This is a genomic window from Chromohalobacter sp. 296-RDG (genome assembly GCF_029889885.1).
Classification (GTDB): Bacteria; Pseudomonadota; Gammaproteobacteria; order Pseudomonadales; family Halomonadaceae; genus Chromohalobacter.
The window spans coordinates 26868-48289 of the sequence record NZ_JARANY010000010.1 but is presented as its reverse complement, the minus strand read 5'-3'; the positions used below and the strand labels follow the sequence as shown (position 1 = coordinate 48289).

Here is a 21422-nt window from a genome sequence, read left to right as displayed (position 1 = left end):
ATGTGCGCTCAATAATAACAGCGACTTATGCATTGATCAAAGTAAGACGTTATCGTTATGTCGCTATCAAATAAGCAAACGTTATAATCGGATATGCGTATATGTAATGCACCGCTATCCTGAGCTTATGTGACCACGACTTTTCTTAGTCTAGTCAATCATGATGCGTATGCATTGCCTGAGACGCCTTTTCGTAGTGTATCAACGCAAACGGGCCACCTCGGTGGCCCGTTTGCTATTCGAAACTTCATCACATCGCTAGTGACGTGACAAGGAGCGCATTGTGACGAACTCCTCGGCACTAGTGGGATGAATGCCCACCGTGGCGTCAAAGTCGGTCTTGGTCAGGCGTGCGCGCACGGCGATGGCGATCCCCTGAATGAGTTCGCCGGCATCGTCGCCCACCATGTGGGCACCGACCACACGGTCGGTCGCGTCGTCGACCACCAGCTTCATCAGGCAACGTTCCTGACTGCCCGAGAGCGTGTGCTTCATGGGCCGGAAGTCGGTGCGGTAGATGCGTACCCCAGCCTCACACTGTTCGCGCGCTTCTTCTTCGCTCAGGCCGACGGTGCCGATATTGGGATGACAGAAGACTGCCGTGGCGATGTCCTGGTAATCCAGAGGCCCCGGCGTCGCATCACCGTAATGGTGCTGAACGAGATGCATGGCCTCGGCGAGCGCCACAGGGGTGAGCTCAGGGGCGCCAGTCACGTCGCCCAGGGCAAGGATCGAGGGTTCGGAGGTCTGATAACGCTCGTCTACCTTCAAAGTGCCATTGGGGTTGAGTTCGACATCGAGCGTATCGAGCCCCAGGCCGGCAAGATTCGGGCGGCGTCCGGTGGCCGCCAGCACGACGTCCACTTCCAGCGTTTCGCCATTGGTCAGACTTACGCGGTAGGCATTGCCGACCGGCTCGATACGCTCGATGGTGGTTTCGAAGTGCAGGTTGACGCCCTTCTTCTGCATCTCGTCACGGGTGAACTCACGCACTTCACGGTCGAAGCCGCGCAGAAACAGCTCGCCGCGATAGACCAGGTGCGCGTCGCTGCCGAGACCATTGAAGATGCTGGCGAACTCGACCGCGATATAACCACCGCCGAGTACCAGGAAACGTTCGGGAAAGGTCTCTAAATCGAAGACGCGGTTGGAATCCACAGCATGTTCCGCGCCCTCGATATCGGGCACCCAGGGCCAGCCGCCGGTCGCGACCAGGATCTTCTCGGCGGCGACCGTTTCGCCGTTGATCTCGACGCTATGCGGCCCGGTAATCCGAGCGCGACCATTGATCAACGTGACATCGGCGCCATCGAGCAAGCGCTCGTAAATACCGTTGAGGCGCTTGATCTCCTCGATCTTGTTGTCGCGCAACGTGGCCCAGTCAAAGCGTGGTGCCTCGGGCAGTGTCCAGCCGAAGCCGGCACTATCCTCGAAGGCATCGTGGAAATGCGCTGCATAGGAATAGAGCTTCTTGGGCACACACCCGACATTCACACAGGTGCCACCGAGATAGCGGTCTTCGGCGATGGCGACGCGCGCCCCTGTGGCGGCCGCCGTGCGTGCGGCGCGTACACCACCGGAGCCCGCGCCGATGACAAATAGGTCGTAATCGTACTGAGCCACGTCGATCTCCTGACTTTTCAATGACGCAGATGATAACAGTCCGGCGAACGCTGAGGGAGGGGCTAGATTGACGCTTGCTAGCACAGGAGGTAAAAGTTGTTGGAATACCCTCTGCATGAAGAGAATTACATGAGCGATATCAAGAAGCTGCTGGAACAAAATCGTGAGTGGGCGGCTAGTGTTCGCGAACGTGACCCGGAATTCTTCGAGCGCTTGTCGCATCAGCAGAATCCCGACTATCTGTGGATCGGGTGCTCGGACAGCCGCGTGCCGGCAAACCAGATCATCGATTTGCCACCGGGCGAAGTCTTCGTGCATCGCAACGTGGCCAATCTGCTGTATCACAATGACATGAATGCGCTGTCGGTGGTGCAATTCGCGGTTGATGTGCTGCAGGTCGAGCACATCATGGTGGTCGGCCACTATGGCTGCGGTGGCGTGCGGGCCGCAATCACCGACGGCGATAACGGCATGATCGACTACTGGCTGCACAGCGTTCGCGAATTGTACAGCATCAACCGTGAGGTGCTGGCGCCGCTATCGTTCGACGAAAAGGTCGATCGGATGTGCGAACTCAACGTACGCGCACAAGTCGCCAACCTATGTCGTACCAAGGTCGTGCAGCGTGCCTGGCAGCGAGGACAAAAACTATCGGTGCATGGTTGGGTCTACGGCTTGGCCGACGGCTGTGTGAACGATCTAGAGTGCACGGTATCGCAACTCGACGAAGCCGCACACATTCATCGTTTCGATCAAGTCGTGCGCTGATACCCATCACGCGCAGGAAGCTGCCAGGACGGCGTTATTCATCTAACGAATGGCGACCATCAAGATTTCGATTGTCGTGGTTACATAAAGCTCTTTATGTTGAAGCTGACGATTCTCGTCGCATAACAATACACAATAGGGCTTCAACATGATCGATAAGAAGACTCTCCTGGCCTCGTTGCTCGGCGCTTTCGTCGTGCTTCCACTGCCAGCGCTGGCGCAAGATTCGTCCAGCGATAGTGATCCCGTGACATTACGCATGGCGTACGATGCCGACCCGGTGTCGTTGGATATCCACGAACAACTTTCCGGCGGCATTCTTCAGCTTTCGCATCTGACGCACGATCCCCTCGTGCGCTGGACCAAGGACGTCAAGTTCGAGCCGCGCCTGGCGGCGAACTGGGAACGCATCGACGACAAGACGATGCGCTTCACGCTACGTGATGGCGTCAAATTCCATACCGGTAACGACTTCACGGCCGAGGACGTGGTCTGGACCATCAACCGTCTGAAGCGCAGTGCCGATTTCAAGGCGATCTTCGATCCCATCGCTTCGGCAAACGCCATCGACGAACACACCGTCGAAATAAAGACGCATAAGCCCTACCCACTCGTTCTCAACCTCGCAACCTATATCTTCCCCATGGATAGCGAGTACTACTCCGGCAAGACGGAAGACGGCGATCCCAAGGACGAAATCGTCAAGAATGGCGATTCCTTCGCATCGCGGCACTCGTCGGGCACTGGCCCCTATGAGGTCGTGTCGCGACAACAAGGCGTCAAGGTCGAGTTCGAGCGCTTCGATGATTACTGGGACAAAGATTCCCCGGGCAATGTCGAACGTCTCGTGCTGACGCCGATCGGCGAGAACGCCACCCGTGTGTCGGCATTGTTGTCCGGTGATGTCGATTTCATCGCCCCTGTGCCGCCCAATGACCTGGAACGCGTTAAAGCCGACAAGAATGTCGAGCTGACCACCATGTCAGGGACGCGCATTATCCTCATGCAGCTCAATCAAAAGCGTGTAGAAGCGTTCGAGGACCCACGTGTCCGCAAGGCCTTCAACTACGCGGTCAATCAGCAAGCCATCGCCGACCGTCTGATGAAAGGCTTCGCGACCCCAGCAGCGCAACTCTCTCCCAAGGGCTACGACGGTTACAACGATAGCCTGGAACCGCGCTATGACGTCGAGAAAGCCAAGGAGTTGATGAAGGAAGCGGGCTACGAAGATGGCTTCTCGGTCACTATGATGGCGCCCAACAACCGCTACGTGAACGACGCCAAGATCGCCCAGGCGGTGGCCACGATGCTATCGCGCATTAATATCGACGTGGACCTCAAGACCTTGCCCAAAGCGCAGTATTGGGGTGAATACGACGATCGCGCTGCCGACATCATGATGATCGGTTGGCATGCCGATACTGAAGACTCCGCCAACTTGTATCAGTACCTCACCGAGTGCCCGGACCCCGAAACAGGGGCTGGCCAGTACAACGCGGCCAACTACTGCAACCCGGAAATCGACGAGAAAGTCGCGCAGGCGAATATCGAAACCGATCGTGACAAGCGCGCGAAGATGTTGCAGGCGGTCGAGAAGGCGCTGTATGACGACGCCGCCTTCATGCCGCTGCACTGGCAGGATCTTGCCTGGGCGGCGAAGAAGAACGTCAAGCTCGAGCCCGTGGTGAATGTCATGAACTTCCCATATCTCGGGGATCTCGTGGTCGAACAGTAAGAACGCGACCATGCAATGCCGCCATCGGGCGGCATTGCCCTATTCCCATTCATGATGTTTCTCCGGCCCAGCCCATTCAGGGCATGGGACGGAGATGCCCGTTTAACAGGACACGCCATCCATGATCGCTTTTCTGATCAAGCGACTGATGCATGCCTTCGTGGTCATGTTCGTCATCAGCGTTATCAGTTTCGCCATCCAGAGCAATCTGGGCGATCCCATCCAGCAGATGGTGGGACAGTCCGTGCCGGAGAGCCAACGGGCCGAACTGCGAGAGGAGCTGGGGCTCAACGACTCTTTCCTCGTGCAGTACGGTCGCTTCGCGACCAACGCCCTGCAAGGCGATTTCGGTTACTCGTACTTTTTCAACGAGCCGACGACAGAGGTCATCCAGCGCCATTTACCGGCGACGCTGGAACTGGTGATTGCCGCGACACTCATTATCGTAGTGTTCTCGGTGCCCATTGGGGTCTACTGTGCCATACGCCCACGATCGGCCCTGTCACGCTTTTTCATGAGCGTGTCCATCATCGGTATTTCGATCCCCGTTTTCCTGACGGCCATCATGTTGATTCAACTCTTCGCAATTGGCGTCGATTTCTCGCCGTTTCCGGTGGATACGGGCTGGGGACAGTGGCTCAACGGTGTGCTGTCCACCGAAGGCGGGATGCCGTCATACGGTCGCGGCAACGACTTGACGCATCTCTTCGGCACCTGGGATAGCAACTTCTTCTCCCTTGATGGCCTGACATACTTGGTATTGCCCGCCGTTTCGTTGGCGTCGATCATGCTACCACTGTTCATTCGTCTGATACGTGCCGAAATGCTCGAGGTCCTGCAGTCGGAATACGTCAAGTTCGCCACGGCCAAAGGGATCTCGCTCAAGCGCATCTACTTCGTGCATGCACTCAAGAACACCATGTTGCCAGTCATTACCGTCGGTGGCGTTCAGCTCGGCACCATGGTGGCTTACACCATCCTGACCGAGACCGTCTTCCAGTGGCCGGGCATGGGGCTCATGTTCCTCGAAGCCATCCAGCGCTCGGATATCCCGCTCATCGTGACCTACTTGATGATTGTCGGCTTGATCTTCGTGGTTACCAACACGCTGGTTGATTTGGTCTACGGACTGATCAATCCGACAGTGAAACTGACAGGGAAGCCGGCATGACGACACCGACTGCAACAACGCCTTCCCGCTGGAAGCGTTTCCGTAATTCTTATCTGGTCTACAGCTTCAAGCGTGATTGGATCGCGCAATTCTGTCTGGCTATCTTCTTGTGTCTACTGCTGGGGGCGATCTTCGCGCCGTGGCTTGCGCCGATGAACCCCTACGATCTTACCCAGATCAGCATTCTCGACTCCGAGCTGCCACCCTTGTGGATCGATGGCGCCGACCCGCTCTTTCCCCTGGGGACCGATGCCCAGGGGCGTGATTTGCTGTCGACGATTCTCTATGGTGCACGCGTCTCGCTGATCATTGGCTTCGGGGCAGTGATGCTCCAGGCGCTGATCGGTGTCACCGTAGGACTGATGGCCGGCTACTTGGGTGGCCGGATCGATGCGTTTCTGATGCGTCTGGCGGACATTCAGCTATCGTTCTCCACATTGATGGTCGCCATCATCGTCGGGGCGTTGATCAAGGCTGTCTTCGGCGGTGCCGTGTATAGCGACTATGCCGTCTGGCTGTTGGTGTTGATCATCGGGCTTGCTGAATGGCCGCAATACGCCCGCACGGTGCGTGCTTCGGTGCTGGCCGAGCGTTCCAAGGAATACGTGGATGCCGCCCGTGTCATGGGGTATCGCGACCGGCGCATCATGTTCCGCCACATCTTGCCCAACACGCTCTCACCGATTTTCGTCATCTCGACCGTGCAGATCGCCAATGCCATCATTTCCGAGGCCGCCCTCTCCTTCTTGGGCCTGGGCATGCCGGAAACCCAGCCTTCTCTAGGCTCATTGATCAAGTCTGGCTTCGATTACCTGCAATCCGGGTCCTGGTGGATCACGTTGATTCCCGGCGCGGTCCTCGTGGTGCTGGTACTGGTGGTCAACTTGCTTGGCGATTGGCTGCGCGACGTCATGAATCCTCGGCTCTACAAGGGGTAACGCATATGGCCTTACTCGAAGTTTCCAATCTCGATGTGCGCTTCGCCTTGCGCCTAGGTGAGGTGCGCGCCTTGCGTGACGTCAGCTTTACGCTGGATCGCGGCGAGCGCCTGGGCATTGTCGGCGAATCCGGCGCGGGCAAATCGGTGGCCGCGTTCACCTTGCTCAATCTTATCGCCAAGCCGGGGTATATCGCCGACGGCAGCATTCGCTTCGAGGGAAACGACTTGGCGCGAATGTCGGCGCGCGATCTGCGTCGTGTGCGCGGCAACCGGATCTCGATGATCTTTCAGGATCCGATGATGACGCTCAACCCCGTGCTTTCCATTGGCGAGCAAATGGTCGAGAGCCTGAAGGCGCATCGGCGCATCTCGACACGCGAAGCGCGCGCCATTGCCCTACACAAGCTCAAGCAGGTTTATATTCCATCGCCGGAAACGCGTCTGGATCAGTATCCTCACGAGCTCTCCGGGGGCATGCGCCAGCGCATCATCATTGCGATCGCGCTCCTGCTGGATCCGGATATCATCGTCGCCGACGAGCCCACCACGGCGTTGGATGTGACGATTCAAGCCGAAATCATGACGCTCCTGCGTGAGCTATGCGAGAAGCACAACGTGGGACTGGTGTTGATCACTCATGATTTGGGAGTGGTCAGCCAGATGACCCAGCGTACGCTGGTCATGTACGCAGGGCGCGTCATCGAGCAAGGACCGACGCGCGAAATCATCAACGATGCCCAGCACCCCTACACGCAGGGGTTGCTCAATGCCCTGCCCCAGATGACCACGCCCGGTAGCCGGCTCAATCAAATCCCCGGCTCGATGCCATCACTCGCCAATACGCCGAGCGGTTGCGCATTTCATCCGCGTTGCCAATATCGTTACGACGCTTCGGGACAGCCGCGCCGCGATTGCCTTGAAGAGGTCCCCGAGTTCGTCACCTCGGGGAATTGCGAGGTCGCGTGCCACATGGTGCGTGACATGCTCGCCAAGGAGGCCTCATGAACGCCGTTACCGCCCAAGCATCACCCGTGATCGCGTCTCAGTCCCACGCCGAGGCCGAGTCCCTGCTGGAGATTCGCGGGATGTACAAGTATTTCCCGCTAGCCGACGGATTTCTCGAACAGTTGCACTTCGAAAAAGGCCGCCTGGTGCGACGCAATGAGCAGGTGCATGCCATCAACGGCGTGGACCTCAGCGTTCACCGAGGCGAAGCCTTGTGCGTGGTCGGCGAGTCCGGCTGTGGCAAGTCTACCGTGGCGCGCCTGGTCATGGGGCTACTGTCCCCCAGCGCCGGGGAGATTACGTACGACGGTCAGCGTATCGATAACATGCGTGGCAAGCGGCTACTGCCCTATCGCCAGCGTATGCAGATGATCTTCCAGAATCCGTATGCCTCGCTTAACCCGCGCATGACGATTCAACAGACGCTGGAAGAACCTCTGCGCTTTCATCACCCGAACTGGACGACACCGCAGGTTCAGGACAAGGTGGCCGACGTGATGGCGTCGGTGGGCATCGACCCGGAATGGGGCAAGCGTTTCGGGCACGAGTTTTCCGGTGGTCAGCGCCAACGGATCGCGATTGCCCGAGCGTTGGCCGTCGACCCTGAGTTCATCGTCGCTGACGAGCCGATCTCGGCGCTCGATGTGTCGATCCAGGCACAGGTGCTCAACCTGCTGATGGACGCGCAGGCCGAACGTCATCTGACGTATCTCTTCATCACCCATGACTTGGCGGTCGTGGAGCATTTCGGCACGCGCGTAGCGGTCATGTACCTGGGCACGGTGTGTGAGCTGGCCGATACGCGTTCGCTGTTCGCGAGCCCCAAGCATCCCTATACGCAAGCGCTGCTCTCGGCGATTCCCCGTCTCGAAGATGACCGCCCCGAGCATGTACGCCTTTCCGGCGAAGTGCCCACGCCGGTTCACCTTCCTTCGGGGTGTGTCTTTCATGGCCGGTGTTCGCACGCCATGGAGCGCTGTCGCCAGGAGGTACCCCAGCTCATCGTCACCGACGATGGCAACCAGGTGGCGTGTCATGCGGTCGAGGAAGGCCGACTCTGAGCGTATTGTGGAGCAAAATACTTGCGGTGCCCCGTTTACCTGAGCGTAACGGGGCGACGCCGTGCGCCTCGGCTGGCGTGCGGCGTCAACGATGATGGATGGCGTCTGAAGATGGAAATTCGCTGGCTCGAAGACTTCATCGTGCTGGCCAGGGAACGCCATTTTTCCCGGGCCGCCGATGCCCAGAATGTGACCCAACCGACTTTTTCGCGGCGTATCAAGCTGCTCGAGGAGGAAATGGGGACCACCTTGATCAACCGCCAAACGCTGCCGTTGAGTCTGACGCCCGCCGGCGAGGAGTTTCTAGCGCTTTGCGAGCAGATCACCGAGCGCGTGCGATTGACGCGTGACCGTTTGCAGTCGATTGCAGCCGATGAAGCCAGGCGCATCCTGCTGGCCGCGCCGCAGAGCTTGGTGTCGAACTTCCTGCCCGGTTGGCTCGATCAGCACGGCCTGACACCGGCGATATCGCCTTACTTGCGCGCCACGAGCTGGTTGATCGGTGATTATCTGCATGGACTGGAACGCGGCGAATGTGATTTAGCACTTTTTTACTGGCCGCATGGACGTATCGCTCTCGATATTGAGATGAGTGAGCTTGAATATCTGAGTCTGGGCGAAGAGCGACTCGTTCCGGTGAGCGCTCCCGATACCGAGGGGCGTTCACGCTTTTCGTTGCCAGGAACGCGCCGCCAGCCCCAACCGCTGATTGCCTTTCATCCACGCGGATTGATGGCGGCCGCGCTCGAGGCGCACCTTGGCCGCCAGCCGGATGCCGTCTACCTGAATACGCTCAATGAAAGTGTGCAAGCCACTAATATTCGCGAGCTGGTAGTACAAGGCTACGGGCTTGGATGGCTGCCGCAGCGCAGCGTGATTACGCCGATGGCCAATGGCGAATTGGTGCGCGCCGGCGATGAGCGTTGGGATGTCCCGCTGGATCTGCGTTTGTACGTCCGCAAGGATTCACGTCACCCCGGTGTGCCCGGTTTATGGCAACAACTCGAGGCAACGTACGGTAATGCCTGAATGTACTTGCCGAGCAAGCGCAACGCGTTAGGCATTCGCTCGCCGACTTTGCAGACAGCGCCTAAGCTACAGATAGATTCGCAAGAGCAACGCCGATGTCACGCACGCTGTTTTGCGCCGATTTTTGCGCGCCACGAGGGCTGGGTAATCGCCATGTGCAGACCCTGCTGCCTCGCTTTCTCCGTTTGCCCTCGCTTGAGCGTGAAACGGAAATCATCAACTTGCCCGATGGCGACTTCGTCGAGCTGGCCTGGGCCCTGCCGGCCCCTACGCGAGCGGACGCACCGGTGTTCGTACTGTTTCATGGCTTGGAAGGCTCGTTCGACTCACCGTATGCACGCGAGCTGATGCGCGCGGCGAGTGAAATGGGCTGGCGGGCGGTTCTGATGCACTTTCGTGGCTGTGGGCAGGCGCCCAACCGGCTTGCCCGGGCCTATCATTCGGGTGATACGGCGGATGCCTATTGGGTCATTGGGCAGTTGGCGCTACGTTATCCACGCGCCATCAAGGTCGCGGCCGGTGTCTCGCTGGGCGGCAACATGCTTCTCAAATTGGTCGCCGAGCAAGGTGGCGACGGCCTCGATCTGGCCGGGGCCATTGCCATTAGTGCGCCACTCGATCTGGCAGCCAGCGCCGATGCGCTCAACCGCGGCTTTTCTCGCGTCTATCAGCGTCACCTGCTCCACGCCCTCAAACGCAAGGTTATCACCAAACTGGCGGCCGGCCCCCTGCCGATCACGCTCAGCGCACGACAGCTCGCAGGCCTGGAGACGTTCTGGGCGTACGACAACGCCGTCACGGCGCCTTTACACGGTTTTCAGTCGGCCAGTGACTATTATCGGCGCGCTTCCGCCGGTCGTCTGCTGGGCGACATAGAACTGCCGACCTTGATCCTGCATGCCGCAGACGATCCCTTCATGCCCGCCGACCTGTTCTCTCGGCTGCCGGCTCCAGCCGATGCCGTAGGCCTGGAAATCGCCCGCCAAGGCGGGCATGTCGGCTTTGTCGAGTCACGCCAGGGCCGACTCGGCTCCTGGCTGGCACGGCGTGTCGCATGGCAATTGGAATGTTGGGCCGCGCATTTGGCTCCCCACCGCTCGCTGGCGGCGGGTCCCGACGGTTGATGCTCGTCAAGCTTTCAGGAGAGGGGCGGGTAAGAGGCCTGGCCCTTCACGTCACCGGGCAAGCCACTCCTGTGCCCTTGAGGCCGCAATATCCCGCCGGATTCTTGGCCAGATACTGCTGGTGGTACTCTTCCGCATAATAAAAGACCTCGAGCGGTGCGACTTCCGTGGTGACATTCCCCAACCCTTGCTGACGAAGGGCCTGGTCGTATTCTTGCCAGCTCTTGTCGACCAGTGGGCGCTGTAGCTCATCCGTGGTGTAGATGACGCTCCGGTACTGGCTGCCGATGTCATTGCCTTGGCGCATGCCTTGCGTCGGATCGTGCGCTTCCCAGAAAGCACGCAGCAATTCGGGTAATCCGATTTCGGTGGGGTCGAACACGACATGGACTACCTCGGCGTGTCCGGTATGCCCAGTGCAGGCTTCCTCGTAGGTCGGGTTGGGCGTATAGCCGCCAGCGTAACCCACCGCTGTCACGTAAACACCCGGCATTTCCCAGAACAGACGCTCTGCACCCCAGAAACAACCAAGCCCTAGCACGATTTCCTCATGCCCTTCCGGGAACGGCGACAACATCGAGCGACCGTTGACATAATGAGTGCCGCTGATACGTATAGGCGTATCACGCCCCTCGAGTGCCGTTTCCGGCGTGGGAAGCTCGAGCGATTCTTGTGGCCACATAGGGAAAATCTCGCATGACGATGAGTAAAAAAGCGTCCAACACCTGCCCCTGTGGGCAGCCACGGCGCTTCGATGAATGCTGCGCGCCGATCCATGAGGACCCGCGCCGCGCCAGGACACCCGAGGCGCTGATGCGAGCACGCTATAGCGCTTTCGCGCGCGATGCGTACGACGCGTTGATCGCTACCTGGGATCCCGCCACATGCCCTACCCGCGACTCTCTGGCCACGAACACAGCACGTTGGCTGAAGCTGATCATCCATGACAGCACCCAACAAGGCGAGAAAGGCACGGTAACGTTTAGTGCCGATTTCATCGACACCGATGGCTTTCAGCGCCTTACCGAAACTAGCCGCTTTCGGTTCGTCACTCATGCCGACCAGTGGTTCTATGTCGACGGCGACACCCAGTGGCGTCGCCGTGACATCGGCCGCAATGCCGCGTGTCCCTGCGGCAGTGGCCTCAAGGCGAAGCGCTGCTGCGCCCGAGGCTGAAGGTATAGATCAAGTCGAGTGCTTGAGCCGCGCCGGATACCGCTTCCAGATACAGGTTCTGAATCAGTCGATAGCGCAGTGTCAACTCGGCAATGGGAGAGAAAATGCCAACGCCGTAGCTAACTTTCAAGTCATCGAAGACATAGCCACTGACGACGACCTGACTATCCTCGCCCGAGCCCGAGGTGTCGAGACTTAAATCATCGACCCCGAATGCCTGGCCGAGTTGGCCCACGGCGCGCCCACTTTGCGACAGCGAGAGCCCGATCAGCGCTGAGGTCAGCGCCCCATCGCCGCCGTCGTCACCCGGGGCTCGGCCTCTAAGCAGATAGGAAAGAGCCCGGCTTTCCGACATCGCGGGTTCCGAGAAAATGCTCAATTGCGGGCTTTCCGCCCGGCCCGTGACGCGTAGACCTGCGGTCACGTCGTCCTCGATGGTGTCGGGATTGCGAATCGCCTCGAATTGCAGACGCGGTTGGGATGCCGGCCCGCTGAAGAGAATCTGCCCCTGGCGAATGATCAGATCCTGTCCGAATGCGGTATAACTACCGTCGACCAAGTTGACATCGCCGAACAACTGTACCGGCCCGCTGCCCTGGCGCACTTCGAGTTGGCCTTCCAATTGTGACTCGAGGCCATAAGCTTCCAGGCTCATGTCCGGACCGAGATGCAGCATGACGCTGATATCTAACGCCATGCCGGCATCTGAGAGCGCTTGGGCCGTGGCTTCGCCCTGCTCACCCGACGCTTCGGCTTCTTGCTGGGCAGCATCCTCCTCACGCGTGATGATGACCTCGTCGCTGCTCGGTGCCACGGCGGAGGGTGGAATCTTGCCCACCTCAAGGCGCGCCCAGGGCACATCGACATTACCGCGTACTTGTAAGCGGTCTGGATTGGCGTCGACACGTAAGTCCGGGGCGACACGCAAGCGCCCGAAATCCGGCAGACTGACCTCCAGCGGGTTGTCCTGCCCCTCAATGCCTAAACGTGCCTGCCAGGCTGATGGGGCCTGCCAGTCGGCCTCGCCATCCAGGTTAAGCTGCCCTTTCTCACCGGCCACAAACCCTTCGACGTCGGCGCGTTGTCCAGCGAAGTCAATGCCCAGACGGGCATCGCGTATCGCCACGGGAATGGCCGCGCCACGTGCTTTTACGCCCTCGACAGTCAGTTCGCCATCGAGCGCGGGCTCACGCAACGTTCCAGCGAAGGTGACATCACCGGCGAGTGCCCCTTCGAGGTTGGATAAACCTTCGACGAGTGCGCGATACGGCGCGAAGGCAACATCATCGACCTGCAGGCGCCCTTCCAAGGCGGCGTCACCCAGCGGATCGTCGATACCCAGCGTCAGCGCCAATTGCCCGGTATCGCCCTGATCGAGTGTCAGCCGTGTATCGGCGCGAGATGGCGTGGCATCGAACCTCACCGCGAGGCGGCTGTCCGGCAGTTCCCAGGGGTTGCCACGCGCATCTTCGCCGGTGACGTCCAGCTGGCTATCGATCTGACCCTCGGCGTGCCACTGTTGGCCCGCCTGTTGCCAACTCAGATTGGCCTCGCCTTGGGTATCACCGTCCACGTGCCAGCCGGACGGCAGCTTGTCGGCAAGCAGGTCCATGGGAATGTCGCGCAAGGCCAGCGACGCGTCGCCAGTATCGGCGGAGAGTCGCGCTCGGTCGACGAGACACGCCTCGCCGCCCTGCTGGCGAACCAGACAGAACGGTGAGAGTGTCACGCGTTGGGCGGCAATATCGGCATTGAATTCCAGAGCGTCATCGAGCGCGATATCGCCGTATTGAGTCGCCAGCTCGAGGGGCGCCAGCGACCCGCGATAGCGCTGAGCGTCTGCGTCGTACTGACCGTCGAGCGTGAGACCCGCCTGTGAGAGCGGCAGGCCGCTTCCCAGTTGAGCATCGAGTTTCAGCGTGTGCTGGGAAAGATGCCCACCCAGCGCGAGGCTCAGGGCATCGACACGTTGGCCGCCGGCCTCGAGTCCTTCGATAGACACGTCGACATTCACACGCGGGTCGTCGATCCCTTCGCTATGCGCCTTCAGCGACAAGGACTGGACTTGTTGCGTCTGATAGCGCAGCGCTTCTCCAGACATGTCGAGATCGAGACGTGGCGATTCGAGCGAGCCTTGGGCGTCGAGATCGCCCTGCAAGGTGCCACCGAGCCCGGGCCAAAGCGTAGAGAGCTGCGGCGCCTCAATGCGACTGCGCAGGTCCAGACGCTCCCCGATGTTGCCTTCCGCAGTGATGCGATTATCGCCTTGGCGAAGGTCGAGCTGGTCGATCGCCCATTGCATCTGGCTATTGCCACTGAGTTTGGCATTCAAACGTAGGGCTCTGTCTTGCAAGGTCCCGTCGATGGCCAACTGCGGTATGCGCAGCCGCCAGCCTTGAGGCTGCATGTCGAAGCCGACGCGCGCCTTACCGTTGAGCATCCCCTCGACGGCCTCAGTGAAGGCGCCCACGGGCAGCTTGTCGAGTTGGAGATCGCTTTCCACCGATAGCGCCGAGGACCAGTCCACTTGGCCACGACCGCTCAAGGTGCCGCCTTCGGCCTGGAGCGTGAGCGGTGACCAGGCAAAGTGCGCGGCGTCGCCACGGCCATCGAGCGTCAACCGGCTTTCGGGAAGGCCGTCCCCGCGCGCCGTCAAGTCGAGTGCGACGCGATAATCCTCCAGCGAGCCATCGGCGTCGAGTTGGAGCGTGTCGAGCCGATAGTCTGCCTTGCCTGCGCCTACGTGCTGCGCTGCCGACACAGCGGCGGCGTCGAGACGACTTCGCGCCGTGAGCTCAGGCGCGGTGAGCGTGCCCGCCAGCGGCCAAGTGATATCGTTGGCATCGAGCGATAGATTGAATGGCAAGGTCGGAGCGAGCGCATCGACCGTGCCCTTCAGCGTGGCCGTGACGGGGCCGCTGGCGTCGAGGTCGAGCGCCAGATCGGCCAGGGAGCCATCCAACGTCAACTCGGCCCGCTGACCGGCCAGCGGGGCACGCGCGATGTGCGCGTCCAAGCTGCCATGGAGGGGGTAGTCGCCGCTCAGAGTCGTCTGCAGGGCAAGTTCCGCCTCACCGTCATCGCTGAGCACGTGCAGCCGATGAATGGCGACATCGCTGCCTTCGCTGGAAATCGACAGCGTGGCTCGCGTCAGATGGTAGGACGTTGCGCCACGCAACTGGAAGTCGTCGACCACTAGACTTGGAGCGCGAATATCGAGTGGCAAGTCGATCTCGGGCAATGCCAAGCGGCGTTGTTCGTCATCGGTATCGGCTGTCTTGTTATCAACCGCAGACGCTTCATTGGTCGCAGACGCGTCATGGGAGGCGTTTTCCTCGGCAGAGCTGCCCACCGCCGCCTGTGAGGCCGCATCGATAGTACCTGCAGGAATGCTCGGCGATGCCATCCCTTGGGTCAGGCGCTGCCCCTCGCTCAAAGGCAGGTATAGTTGTGCCCCCTCCAGGCGGGTGGGCAGTAATGTGAGGTCTTTGCCGGAGACGCGCGCACCGGTGGTGAAGTCATCCCAGTGCACTTGCGTGCCATCGGCCAGATCGACGCGTACGTCCTCGAGCCCGAGGGCGCGTATCTCGATGGGAAACGGAAACCACAGCGCCGGCATTCCCCCGTCGGACGATGCATCGGCTTGGGCGTCATCGCCGGACTCGCCAGATGCCAAGGCAACGTGCGCACCTTCGACTTGCAGCCCTTGAAGGCAGAGTTTGCCGTCCAGCAGACAATCGTCGGCCCAGCTCAGATGCAAGCGCTCGACATCGAGGATGAGAGAGCCGATATCGAGGTGCAGGCCACGTAACGTCAGCGTGTCCAGCGGTGCCCCTTCTACCCCATCGACTTCGTACCAGCCGCGTGACTGACCCTGATCGGCCAGCCACGCGGTCCCCCAGGGCGACAAGGCCGCCCCGAGCAACAACAACACCAGTCCCAAGAGCCACAGCGGTACATAAATCAGTGCACGGATCAGAATTCCGGTCCGATGGCGAAGTGCAGACGCCACGCGTCCTCCTCATTGTCGAAAGGATGGGCGATATCGAAACGTACGGGGCCCACAGGCGAAATCCATCGCACACCGATACCCGCACCGGTCTTGAGTTCCTCGGGCCACCATTCATCGAAGGCGTTGCCGGTGTCGATGAACGTTGCTCCCCACCAGTTGCCGGTAACCCGTCGCTGGTACTCGGCGCTGGCGGTCAGCATGTGCTGGCCCCCGAGTAGTTCGCCGTCGTCATTCTCCGGCGACAGGCTCTCGTAGCTGTAGCCGCGCACGCTTTGATCGCCCCCGGCAAAGAAACGCAGTGACGGAGGGATCTTGTCGAAGGTGTCGGTCGCCATGGCGCCACCGCCCACGCGGCCGACGAAGCGATTGTTCTGGCCCAGCGAGCGAATCCACTGTGAGTCGAACGTCGTGCGTACAAAGCGCGCGTCCGACCCCCACTTGGGATCGGAGACTTCCAGCGCCAACCGCTGCCGATCACCCCACATGGGAAAATTGGGTTGCCGCGTTCGATTACGGGTCCAACTGATCCCGGGATAAAGCAGCAGGACTTGTTCGTCCTGATCCGCCTGGGTGAAATCCTCGTATGTGGTACGAAAATAGAGCTCTTGCACCCAGTCGTCATCGAATTTCCAACGGCGTGCCAACTCGACCGAACTCTCGAAACTTTGTGTGTCCTCGTTGTCGAGTTTGCGCAGACCGTAGCCTAGACGGTAGTTATCGCGTAGCGGGTCTGCCAGCGGTATCAGATACTCACCGTCGAAGCGCTGTTCGGGACCCGAGAGGTACAAGGCATTCGAGAGGCTGTGGCCACGATCATTGAGCCAAGGCATGTCCCAACTGAATTGAACGCGTGGCCCCACATCAGTGGCGTAGCCGATCCCGGTTTCGAACTGATGGCGGTCGGCGGGAATCACAGAGACATCGACCGGCACATCGGTGCGCTGCTGGCCATGCAGTCGGCGCACGGCGGCAAACCCTGGGCCACTCGTCAAAGGCGGTCTGCGCCCGGTGGCTTCTTGCCACCATTGTCCGCTATTCGCGCCACGCCCGCCGCTGTCGATACGAGGACGCACGGCAATGCCGCGAAACCAGTCGGTTTTCCCCAGACGCTGGTTGTACTCGGCCAGTTGCCCGGCCAGGTAGGGATCACCGTCCTCGAACGGTAACATGCGGCGCAGGCGATCTTCTTCGATCTGGTTCCCCGAGAAACGGATATTGCCGAAATGATAACGCGGCCCGCTATTCATCCTCAGGAAGATACGAGCGCTTGACTCCCAGGGGCGCACTTCCATCCGCCGTTGGGTAAAACCGGCATCGAAATAGCCGCGCGCGAGCGCCAATGTGGAGAAGCGGCTCTTGGCGCTTTCGTAGCGATCATGGCGTAATGCATCGCCTTCCTTGAGCGCCACTTGATCGAGTGCGCGCTGAAAGGCGCTGTCATCGTGGGCCTCGCCATCGATGCCCACGTCGAGCTGAGTGATATGTGTCTGTGGACCGGGGTCGATGGTAATAACGGCATCGGCATCGAACGTTCCGTCGGGATACACTGTTTCGATCTGGGGTGAGTAATAGCCGAAGGCACGCAATGCCCGTTGGGTGCGATCGCGGACCTCGCTGTCCAGACGATCCTCGCTGATGTTCTGGGTATCGATCGCGCGCAGGAAGGTGACGATATTGTCAGCAGCGGGGCCTTCGAGTCCCTCAACGGACGCGTCCAGCGCATAAGCGCCGGACGTGACGATACTCAATGCCGCTCCCCACAGGATGCGCCGTGTCATGGAATGGCGCATCGAGGTCAGCCTCTCCAGCGTTGTTGATCGACAACGTCCATCCGTGGAGGGGCGATAACTCCCGGGCATTGATCTCGGCTGATTTCCAATGACTCAATCCTTGTCGTGAGATCGCGTAATTAGTCGACGGCGGCATTACTGAGAAGCGGAAAGTGCTTCCACATTGGCATTGAGAGCCAATTGTCCCTGGCGAAGTTCCCGTAAGTCGTCCTGAATGCTAGCGACCTCATTGGCGACTTCATCGTGGTCACCTGATAGTGATGCGAGCCGAGCGCTCAGATCGTCGAGGTTGTCTTGCAGGTCGTCAAGCGTTTCGCCACGGGCCTGCCGTGTGTCGGCCAGTCCCTCGAGACGCTGTGTCAGCGTCTCGAGCCCACTGCCCTGCTCTTCCTGACGCGAGGAGAGTGACTCCAGGCGTGACGACAAGGTAGCGCGCGCATCCTCGCCGGTGCTTTCCAGGGCCTTGAGTGAGGCTTGCTGGGCGGCAATGAGCGTTTGCTGCGTGCCTTGCGTCTCGCGTAAATTCTTCAGGGCGCTGCTCGATCCCGTGCCTTCCTCCAGTTCGCTAACCTTGTTTTCCAGATTGCCGATCACGGCACGGGAGGAATCCAATTCGGAGCGCAGCCGGTCCAGTTCATCGCGCAGGCTGTCGCCGGAGGCATCCAGTGAACTGCCCGTGGCGTCGAGGCGATCGGTCAAGGTGTTTTGACGTGCTTCGAGGTTGGAAAACCGCGCCTGCCAGGCTTGACGCTCTTGCCAGTAAAAGCTCGCGATCCCCGCCAGGGCGACGATGAGAAGTAACGTCAGACACCACAGTGGCCAGACGCGTGAGCGTCGACGCCGCGTACCTTTGCCGGCAGGGCGTGGACGGCTGTCGGCGATGGGATCGGTATCGCGCTCGGGTACGATACGCGGTTCCTGACGTGTTCCTTCCGGTCGTTCAGACATGCTCGGCTCTCGTCTCGACTACGTTATGTATCAATACCCTGGCGCATCCACGGGTGTGGCGAAATTGGCGCTTACCGGGGCCGGTGCTAAGATGCCGGGCGCCGTTGAGAACGCAGATGCTTGGTATTGTAAGGTTTTTTAGCAAAAGGAGAACACCATGGCCTTTGAACTACCCGCCCTGCCGTATGAAAAAAACGCGCTCGAACCGTATATCTCCGCCGAAACACTGGAGTATCACTACGCTAAGCATCATCAAGCCTACGTGAACAAGCTCAACGAGCTGACCCAGGGCACCGCCGACGACGACAAGTCGCTCGAAGAGATCATTCAATCGGCTTCCGGCGTCCTGTTCAATCAGGCGGCCCAAGTATGGAACCATACTTTTTACTGGCACTGTCTCTCTCCGCACGGTGGTGGCGAACCCAAGGGCGCGCTAGGCGATGCGATCAAGGTGACGTTCGGCTCCTTCGAGCAGTTCAAGGAGGCGTTCAATGCCAAGGCGGCAGGTAATTTCGGCTCTGGCTGGACCTGGCTGATCAAGACCGCCGACGGCGGGGTGGACATCAGCAACACCGACGATGCCGACTGCCCCATCGTGCACGGCCAGACGCCGCTGATGACCATCGATGTCTGGGAGCATGCTTACTACATCGATTATCGCAATGCGCGTCCCAAATACCTGGATGCCGTTTGGAATGTCATCAACTGGGATTTCATCGCCCAGAACTTCAATGATTGATCACCCAGCGAGATAAGCTCTGACGTCGACGCGTATCATGCACGCCCCGCGTTGAGGGGGCGTATGTCCTTCAGGCGTTGACCGGATCCGCTCGCCGACCGATCCCCCGATAGATCAAGCCACGTGCCGCAACATAATCGGGATCGTAAATATTGCGGCCATCAAGAATCAATGGCGTGATCATGAGTTCGCTCAGGCGGCGCCAATTGGGGTTCCAGTAGCATTTCCACTCGGTGACCAGCATCAGAGCATCCGCTCCCTCGCAAGCGGCGTAGAAATCATCGTCGCAAAAGCGTACGCGAGGATGCTGCTCGTAGAGCTCACACAGTGCCGGCAACGCCTCGGGGTCGTGAATGCTGACGTTAACGCCCTGCGCCAACAGCGCATCGATCAAGGTGAGCACCGGCGCTTGGTCGATGCGGGTGGTCCCGGGCTTGAACGCCGCTCCCCAGATGGCGACGCGCCGCTCGTAGAGCTGTCCATGGAAGTAGTGCCAGAATTTGCGGAACAGCGTCTCCTTCTTCTGCTCGTTGATGTCGAGGACATGCTCGAGCAGTAACGACTCGCGACCGGAGGCATGTTGAACATCGGCCAGCCGCATGAGATCACGCGAGAAGCTGGGACCGCCAAAGCCACAGCCGGGATATAGGTACTCGAAACCGATACGGCTATCGGCGCCCATTCCCAGGCGGACGTGTTCGACATCGACATCCAGGGAGTCGGCCAGGCCTGCCAACTCGTTCATATAACTGATGCGTGTCGCCAACATGCCGATGATCGCCAGTTTGGCGAGCTCCGCAGCGCGGCGCGGCATGAGCTGGAAGACGTCCTGGCGCCGGTTGAAGGCACGCAGCAGCTCGCGTACCTGGGCAGTGGCCTGGCTATCTTCGCTACCTAGCAACCAGCGTGCCGGGCGGGTGAAGGTTTCCCAGGCACGGCCTTCTTCCAGCATGTCCGGCAAGGCGACTGCCGCTTGGCCGGTATGGCCAAGCAACGCCTCGAGGCGTTCGGTGTGCCCGACCGGAAACGTCGAATTATTGACGATCACCAGCGGAGTGCTTTGCGCTGCGGGGATATCGGCCACATAGGCTTCCGCAGATTCACGTTGGTCCGGAGCCAGCGCCAGCCAATGAATCTCGATATCTTCCCGCGCGGGCGTATCGACCAGGCGTAGCAGGCCCGAGCGACACCCTGCATCGATCTGGGACTTGAGTCCCGGTTCGCGAAGCAACCATTCGGCATGCTCCAGACGTTGCCAGGGCAATTCGGGATGCGGGCACCAGTCGACCTGGTGCCCCACCGAGGAAAGCGCTGCCGCTGCCACGCCCGCCGATAGCTCGCTTCCATACACGTTCACGCGCATGGCATCAGCCCTCGTTTGCGTAACGGCTCAATAGGGAGCGGAAGCCTTCGCCATACTGGGGATGACGCTTGGCGAGTGCCAGTGTGGCTTCCAGGTAGCCTAGTTGATGCCCGCAATCGTAGGTATTGCCACGCATGCGATAAGCTTCGGCGCCCTGCTGCTGGCGAAGGACCTCGAGGGCATCGGTAAGCTGGATCTCATTCCCCGCACCGGGTTTGGTTTCAGCCAGCAATGGGAAGATGGCGGCCGGCAACAGATAACGCCCGATCACCGCCAGGCTGGAAGGTGCTTCCTCCACCTTGGGTTTTTCGACCATGCCCGTCAGCGGTGCGCTATCACCGGGGGCTGGTGTCTCGCCCTCGAGCGCGACGATCCCATATTTGTGGGTCATCTCTTGTGGCACGTTTTCGACCATGATCTGTGCCTGACCGCTCTTGTCGTAAGCCGCGATCATGCCGGCCAGATCGTTCTGCGATAGATTGCCGGCATCTACCAGCACGTCGGGCAGCAGCACGGCAAACGGATCGTCGCCAATCACTGACTGCGCGCATAGTACGGCGTGCCCAAGCCCCAGGGCGACCGACTGGCGCACGGCGATGATGCTCACATCCTCGGGGACGATGTTGCGCACTTCGGCGAGTAATTCATCCTTGCCCTTGGCCTCGAGCATCGCCTCGAGCTCGAAGTTCTTGTCGAAGTGGTTCTCGATGGCGCTTTTACTGGAGTGCGTCACCAGCACGATTTCCTTGATGCCGGCGGCCACCGCCTCTTCGACGACGTACTGAATGACCGGCTTGTCGACGATAGTGATCATTTCCTTGGGAATGGCCTTGGAGGCAGGTAGGCAACGCGTACCGAGTCCAGCGACGGGTAGTACGGCCTTCTTGATCATGAGGGGTCCTTCCTTAGCGTTCTAGGGTCGAGTGTCGGCAGTATGC

General features: G+C 60.0%; 17 protein-coding genes. 10 read left to right on the top strand and 7 right to left on the bottom strand.

Features of this window, described 5'->3' with window-relative positions; all coding sequences use genetic code 11:
• Positions 1-258: 258 nt before the first annotated feature.
• A complete protein-coding gene (gene gorA / locus OP495_RS06175) occupies positions 259-1623 on the bottom strand; it encodes a glutathione-disulfide reductase (RefSeq protein WP_280567878.1) in 1365 nt (454 codons plus the stop codon).
• A 129-nt stretch (positions 1624-1752) separates the two neighbouring features.
• Here gorA and can point away from each other — a divergent pair, with 129 nt between their 5' ends.
• The 8 genes from can (at position 1753) to OP495_RS06135 (ending at position 10456) form a co-directional block, all read left to right on the top strand.
• Complete coding sequence (can, locus tag OP495_RS06170; protein WP_280567875.1) at positions 1753-2391, top strand: carbonate dehydratase; 639 nt, start codon at positions 1753-1755, stop codon at positions 2389-2391.
• A gap of 148 nt (positions 2392-2539) precedes the next feature.
• Complete coding sequence (locus OP495_RS06165) at positions 2540-4126, top strand: ABC transporter substrate-binding protein (RefSeq protein WP_280567872.1); 1587 nt, start codon at positions 2540-2542, stop codon at positions 4124-4126.
• Positions 4127-4247: 121 nt separating this feature from the next.
• Complete coding sequence (locus OP495_RS06160; RefSeq protein WP_280561965.1) at positions 4248-5297, top strand: ABC transporter permease; 1050 nt, start codon at positions 4248-4250, stop codon at positions 5295-5297.
• Positions 5294-6235 carry an ABC transporter permease gene (locus OP495_RS06155; RefSeq protein ID WP_280561963.1) on the top strand — a complete coding sequence of 314 codons (942 nt, stop codon included), beginning with the start codon at positions 5294-5296 and terminating at the stop codon, positions 6233-6235. Before OP495_RS06160 ends, OP495_RS06155 begins: the two co-directional genes overlap by 4 nt.
• Before the next feature lie 5 nt (positions 6236-6240).
• On the top strand, positions 6241-7242 hold the full coding sequence (locus OP495_RS06150; RefSeq protein ID WP_280567869.1) for an ABC transporter ATP-binding protein: 1002 nt from the start codon (positions 6241-6243) through the stop codon (positions 7240-7242).
• Positions 7239-8303 carry an oligopeptide/dipeptide ABC transporter ATP-binding protein gene (locus tag OP495_RS06145; protein ID WP_280567866.1) on the top strand — a complete coding sequence of 355 codons (1065 nt, stop codon included), beginning with the start codon at positions 7239-7241 and terminating at the stop codon, positions 8301-8303. Before OP495_RS06150 ends, OP495_RS06145 begins: the two co-directional genes overlap by 4 nt.
• A 111-nt stretch (positions 8304-8414) precedes the next feature.
• The gene (locus tag OP495_RS06140) at positions 8415-9332 is read left to right on the top strand and encodes a LysR family transcriptional regulator (RefSeq protein WP_280561957.1); all 918 of its coding nucleotides are present in this window, start codon (positions 8415-8417) and stop codon (positions 9330-9332) included.
• A gap of 95 nt (positions 9333-9427) precedes the next feature.
• On the top strand, positions 9428-10456 hold the full coding sequence (locus OP495_RS06135; protein ID WP_280567863.1) for a hydrolase: 1029 nt from the start codon (positions 9428-9430) through the stop codon (positions 10454-10456).
• A gap of 46 nt (positions 10457-10502) precedes the next feature.
• Here the strand turns inward: OP495_RS06135 and msrA are convergent, their stop codons facing one another.
• The gene (msrA, locus tag OP495_RS06130) at positions 10503-11138 is read right to left on the bottom strand and encodes a peptide-methionine (S)-S-oxide reductase MsrA (protein ID WP_280561952.1); all 636 of its coding nucleotides are present in this window, start codon (positions 11136-11138) and stop codon (positions 10503-10505) included.
• Between the two features lie 14 nt (positions 11139-11152).
• On the opposite strand from msrA, the gene OP495_RS06125 reads away from it, so the two are divergent.
• A complete protein-coding gene (locus OP495_RS06125; RefSeq protein WP_280567860.1) occupies positions 11153-11632 on the top strand; it encodes a YchJ family metal-binding protein in 480 nt (159 codons plus the stop codon).
• On the opposite strand, the gene OP495_RS06120 is transcribed toward OP495_RS06125, so the two are convergent.
• The 3 genes from OP495_RS06120 to OP495_RS06110 all read right to left on the bottom strand — a co-directional run bounded on the left by OP495_RS06120 (position 11601) and on the right by OP495_RS06110 (position 18382).
• Positions 11601-15644 carry a translocation/assembly module TamB domain-containing protein gene (locus tag OP495_RS06120; RefSeq protein WP_280567857.1) on the bottom strand — a complete coding sequence of 1348 codons (4044 nt, stop codon included), beginning with the start codon at positions 15642-15644 and terminating at the stop codon, positions 11601-11603. The genes OP495_RS06125 and OP495_RS06120 overlap by 32 nt on opposite strands.
• Positions 15608-17434 (bottom strand): autotransporter assembly complex family protein, encoded by a 1827-nt coding sequence (locus OP495_RS06115; protein ID WP_280567855.1) that lies wholly within the window; start codon positions 17432-17434, stop codon positions 15608-15610. Before OP495_RS06115 ends, OP495_RS06120 begins: the two co-directional genes overlap by 37 nt.
• Positions 17435-17569: 135 nt before the next feature.
• Positions 17570-18382: a hypothetical protein gene (locus OP495_RS06110; protein WP_280567854.1), complete on the bottom strand. Its 813-nt coding sequence runs from the start codon at positions 18380-18382 to the stop codon at positions 17570-17572.
• Between the two features lie 157 nt (positions 18383-18539).
• Between OP495_RS06110 and OP495_RS06105 the strand changes: the two genes are divergently transcribed.
• Entirely contained in the window at positions 18540-19121 is a 582-nt protein-coding gene (locus tag OP495_RS06105) for a Fe-Mn family superoxide dismutase (protein WP_280561939.1), read from the top strand.
• A 70-nt stretch (positions 19122-19191) separates the two neighbouring features.
• Here OP495_RS06105 and OP495_RS06100 read toward each other — a convergent pair whose 3' ends face one another.
• Positions 19192-20484: a nucleotide sugar dehydrogenase gene (locus OP495_RS06100; RefSeq protein ID WP_280567853.1), complete on the bottom strand. Its 1293-nt coding sequence runs from the start codon at positions 20482-20484 to the stop codon at positions 19192-19194.
• 4 nt (positions 20485-20488) lie between these two features.
• Complete coding sequence (galU, locus tag OP495_RS06095) at positions 20489-21376, bottom strand: UTP--glucose-1-phosphate uridylyltransferase GalU (RefSeq protein WP_280561937.1); 888 nt, start codon at positions 21374-21376, stop codon at positions 20489-20491.
• Positions 21377-21422 lie beyond the last annotated feature (46 nt).

Excerpts from the sequence above, each read along its gene's own strand:
- can (WP_280567875.1), top strand. The coding sequence starts at position 1,753 with ATGAGCGATATCAAGAAGCTGCTGGAACAAAATCGTGAGTGGGCGGCT.
- OP495_RS06165 (WP_280567872.1), top strand. The coding sequence starts at position 2,540 with ATGATCGATAAGAAGACTCTCCTGGCCTCGTTGCTCGGCGCTTTCGTC.
- OP495_RS06160 (WP_280561965.1), top strand. The coding sequence starts at position 4,248 with ATGATCGCTTTTCTGATCAAGCGACTGATGCATGCCTTCGTGGTCATG.
- OP495_RS06155 (WP_280561963.1), top strand. The coding sequence starts at position 5,294 with ATGACGACACCGACTGCAACAACGCCTTCCCGCTGGAAGCGTTTCCGT.
- OP495_RS06150 (WP_280567869.1), top strand. The coding sequence starts at position 6,241 with ATGGCCTTACTCGAAGTTTCCAATCTCGATGTGCGCTTCGCCTTGCGC.
- OP495_RS06145 (WP_280567866.1), top strand. The coding sequence starts at position 7,239 with ATGAACGCCGTTACCGCCCAAGCATCACCCGTGATCGCGTCTCAGTCC.
- OP495_RS06140 (WP_280561957.1), top strand. The coding sequence starts at position 8,415 with ATGGAAATTCGCTGGCTCGAAGACTTCATCGTGCTGGCCAGGGAACGC.
- OP495_RS06135 (WP_280567863.1), top strand. The coding sequence starts at position 9,428 with ATGTCACGCACGCTGTTTTGCGCCGATTTTTGCGCGCCACGAGGGCTG.
- msrA (WP_280561952.1), bottom strand. The coding sequence starts at position 11,138 with ATGTGGCCACAAGAATCGCTCGAGCTTCCCACGCCGGAAACGGCACTC.
- OP495_RS06125 (WP_280567860.1), top strand. The coding sequence starts at position 11,153 with ATGACGATGAGTAAAAAAGCGTCCAACACCTGCCCCTGTGGGCAGCCA.
- OP495_RS06115 (WP_280567855.1), bottom strand. The coding sequence starts at position 17,434 with ATGCGCCATTCCATGACACGGCGCATCCTGTGGGGAGCGGCATTGAGT.
- OP495_RS06110 (WP_280567854.1), bottom strand. The coding sequence starts at position 18,382 with ATGTCTGAACGACCGGAAGGAACACGTCAGGAACCGCGTATCGTACCC.
- OP495_RS06105 (WP_280561939.1), top strand. The coding sequence starts at position 18,540 with ATGGCCTTTGAACTACCCGCCCTGCCGTATGAAAAAAACGCGCTCGAA.
- OP495_RS06100 (WP_280567853.1), bottom strand. The coding sequence starts at position 20,484 with ATGCGCGTGAACGTGTATGGAAGCGAGCTATCGGCGGGCGTGGCAGCG.
- galU (WP_280561937.1), bottom strand. The coding sequence starts at position 21,376 with ATGATCAAGAAGGCCGTACTACCCGTCGCTGGACTCGGTACGCGTTGC.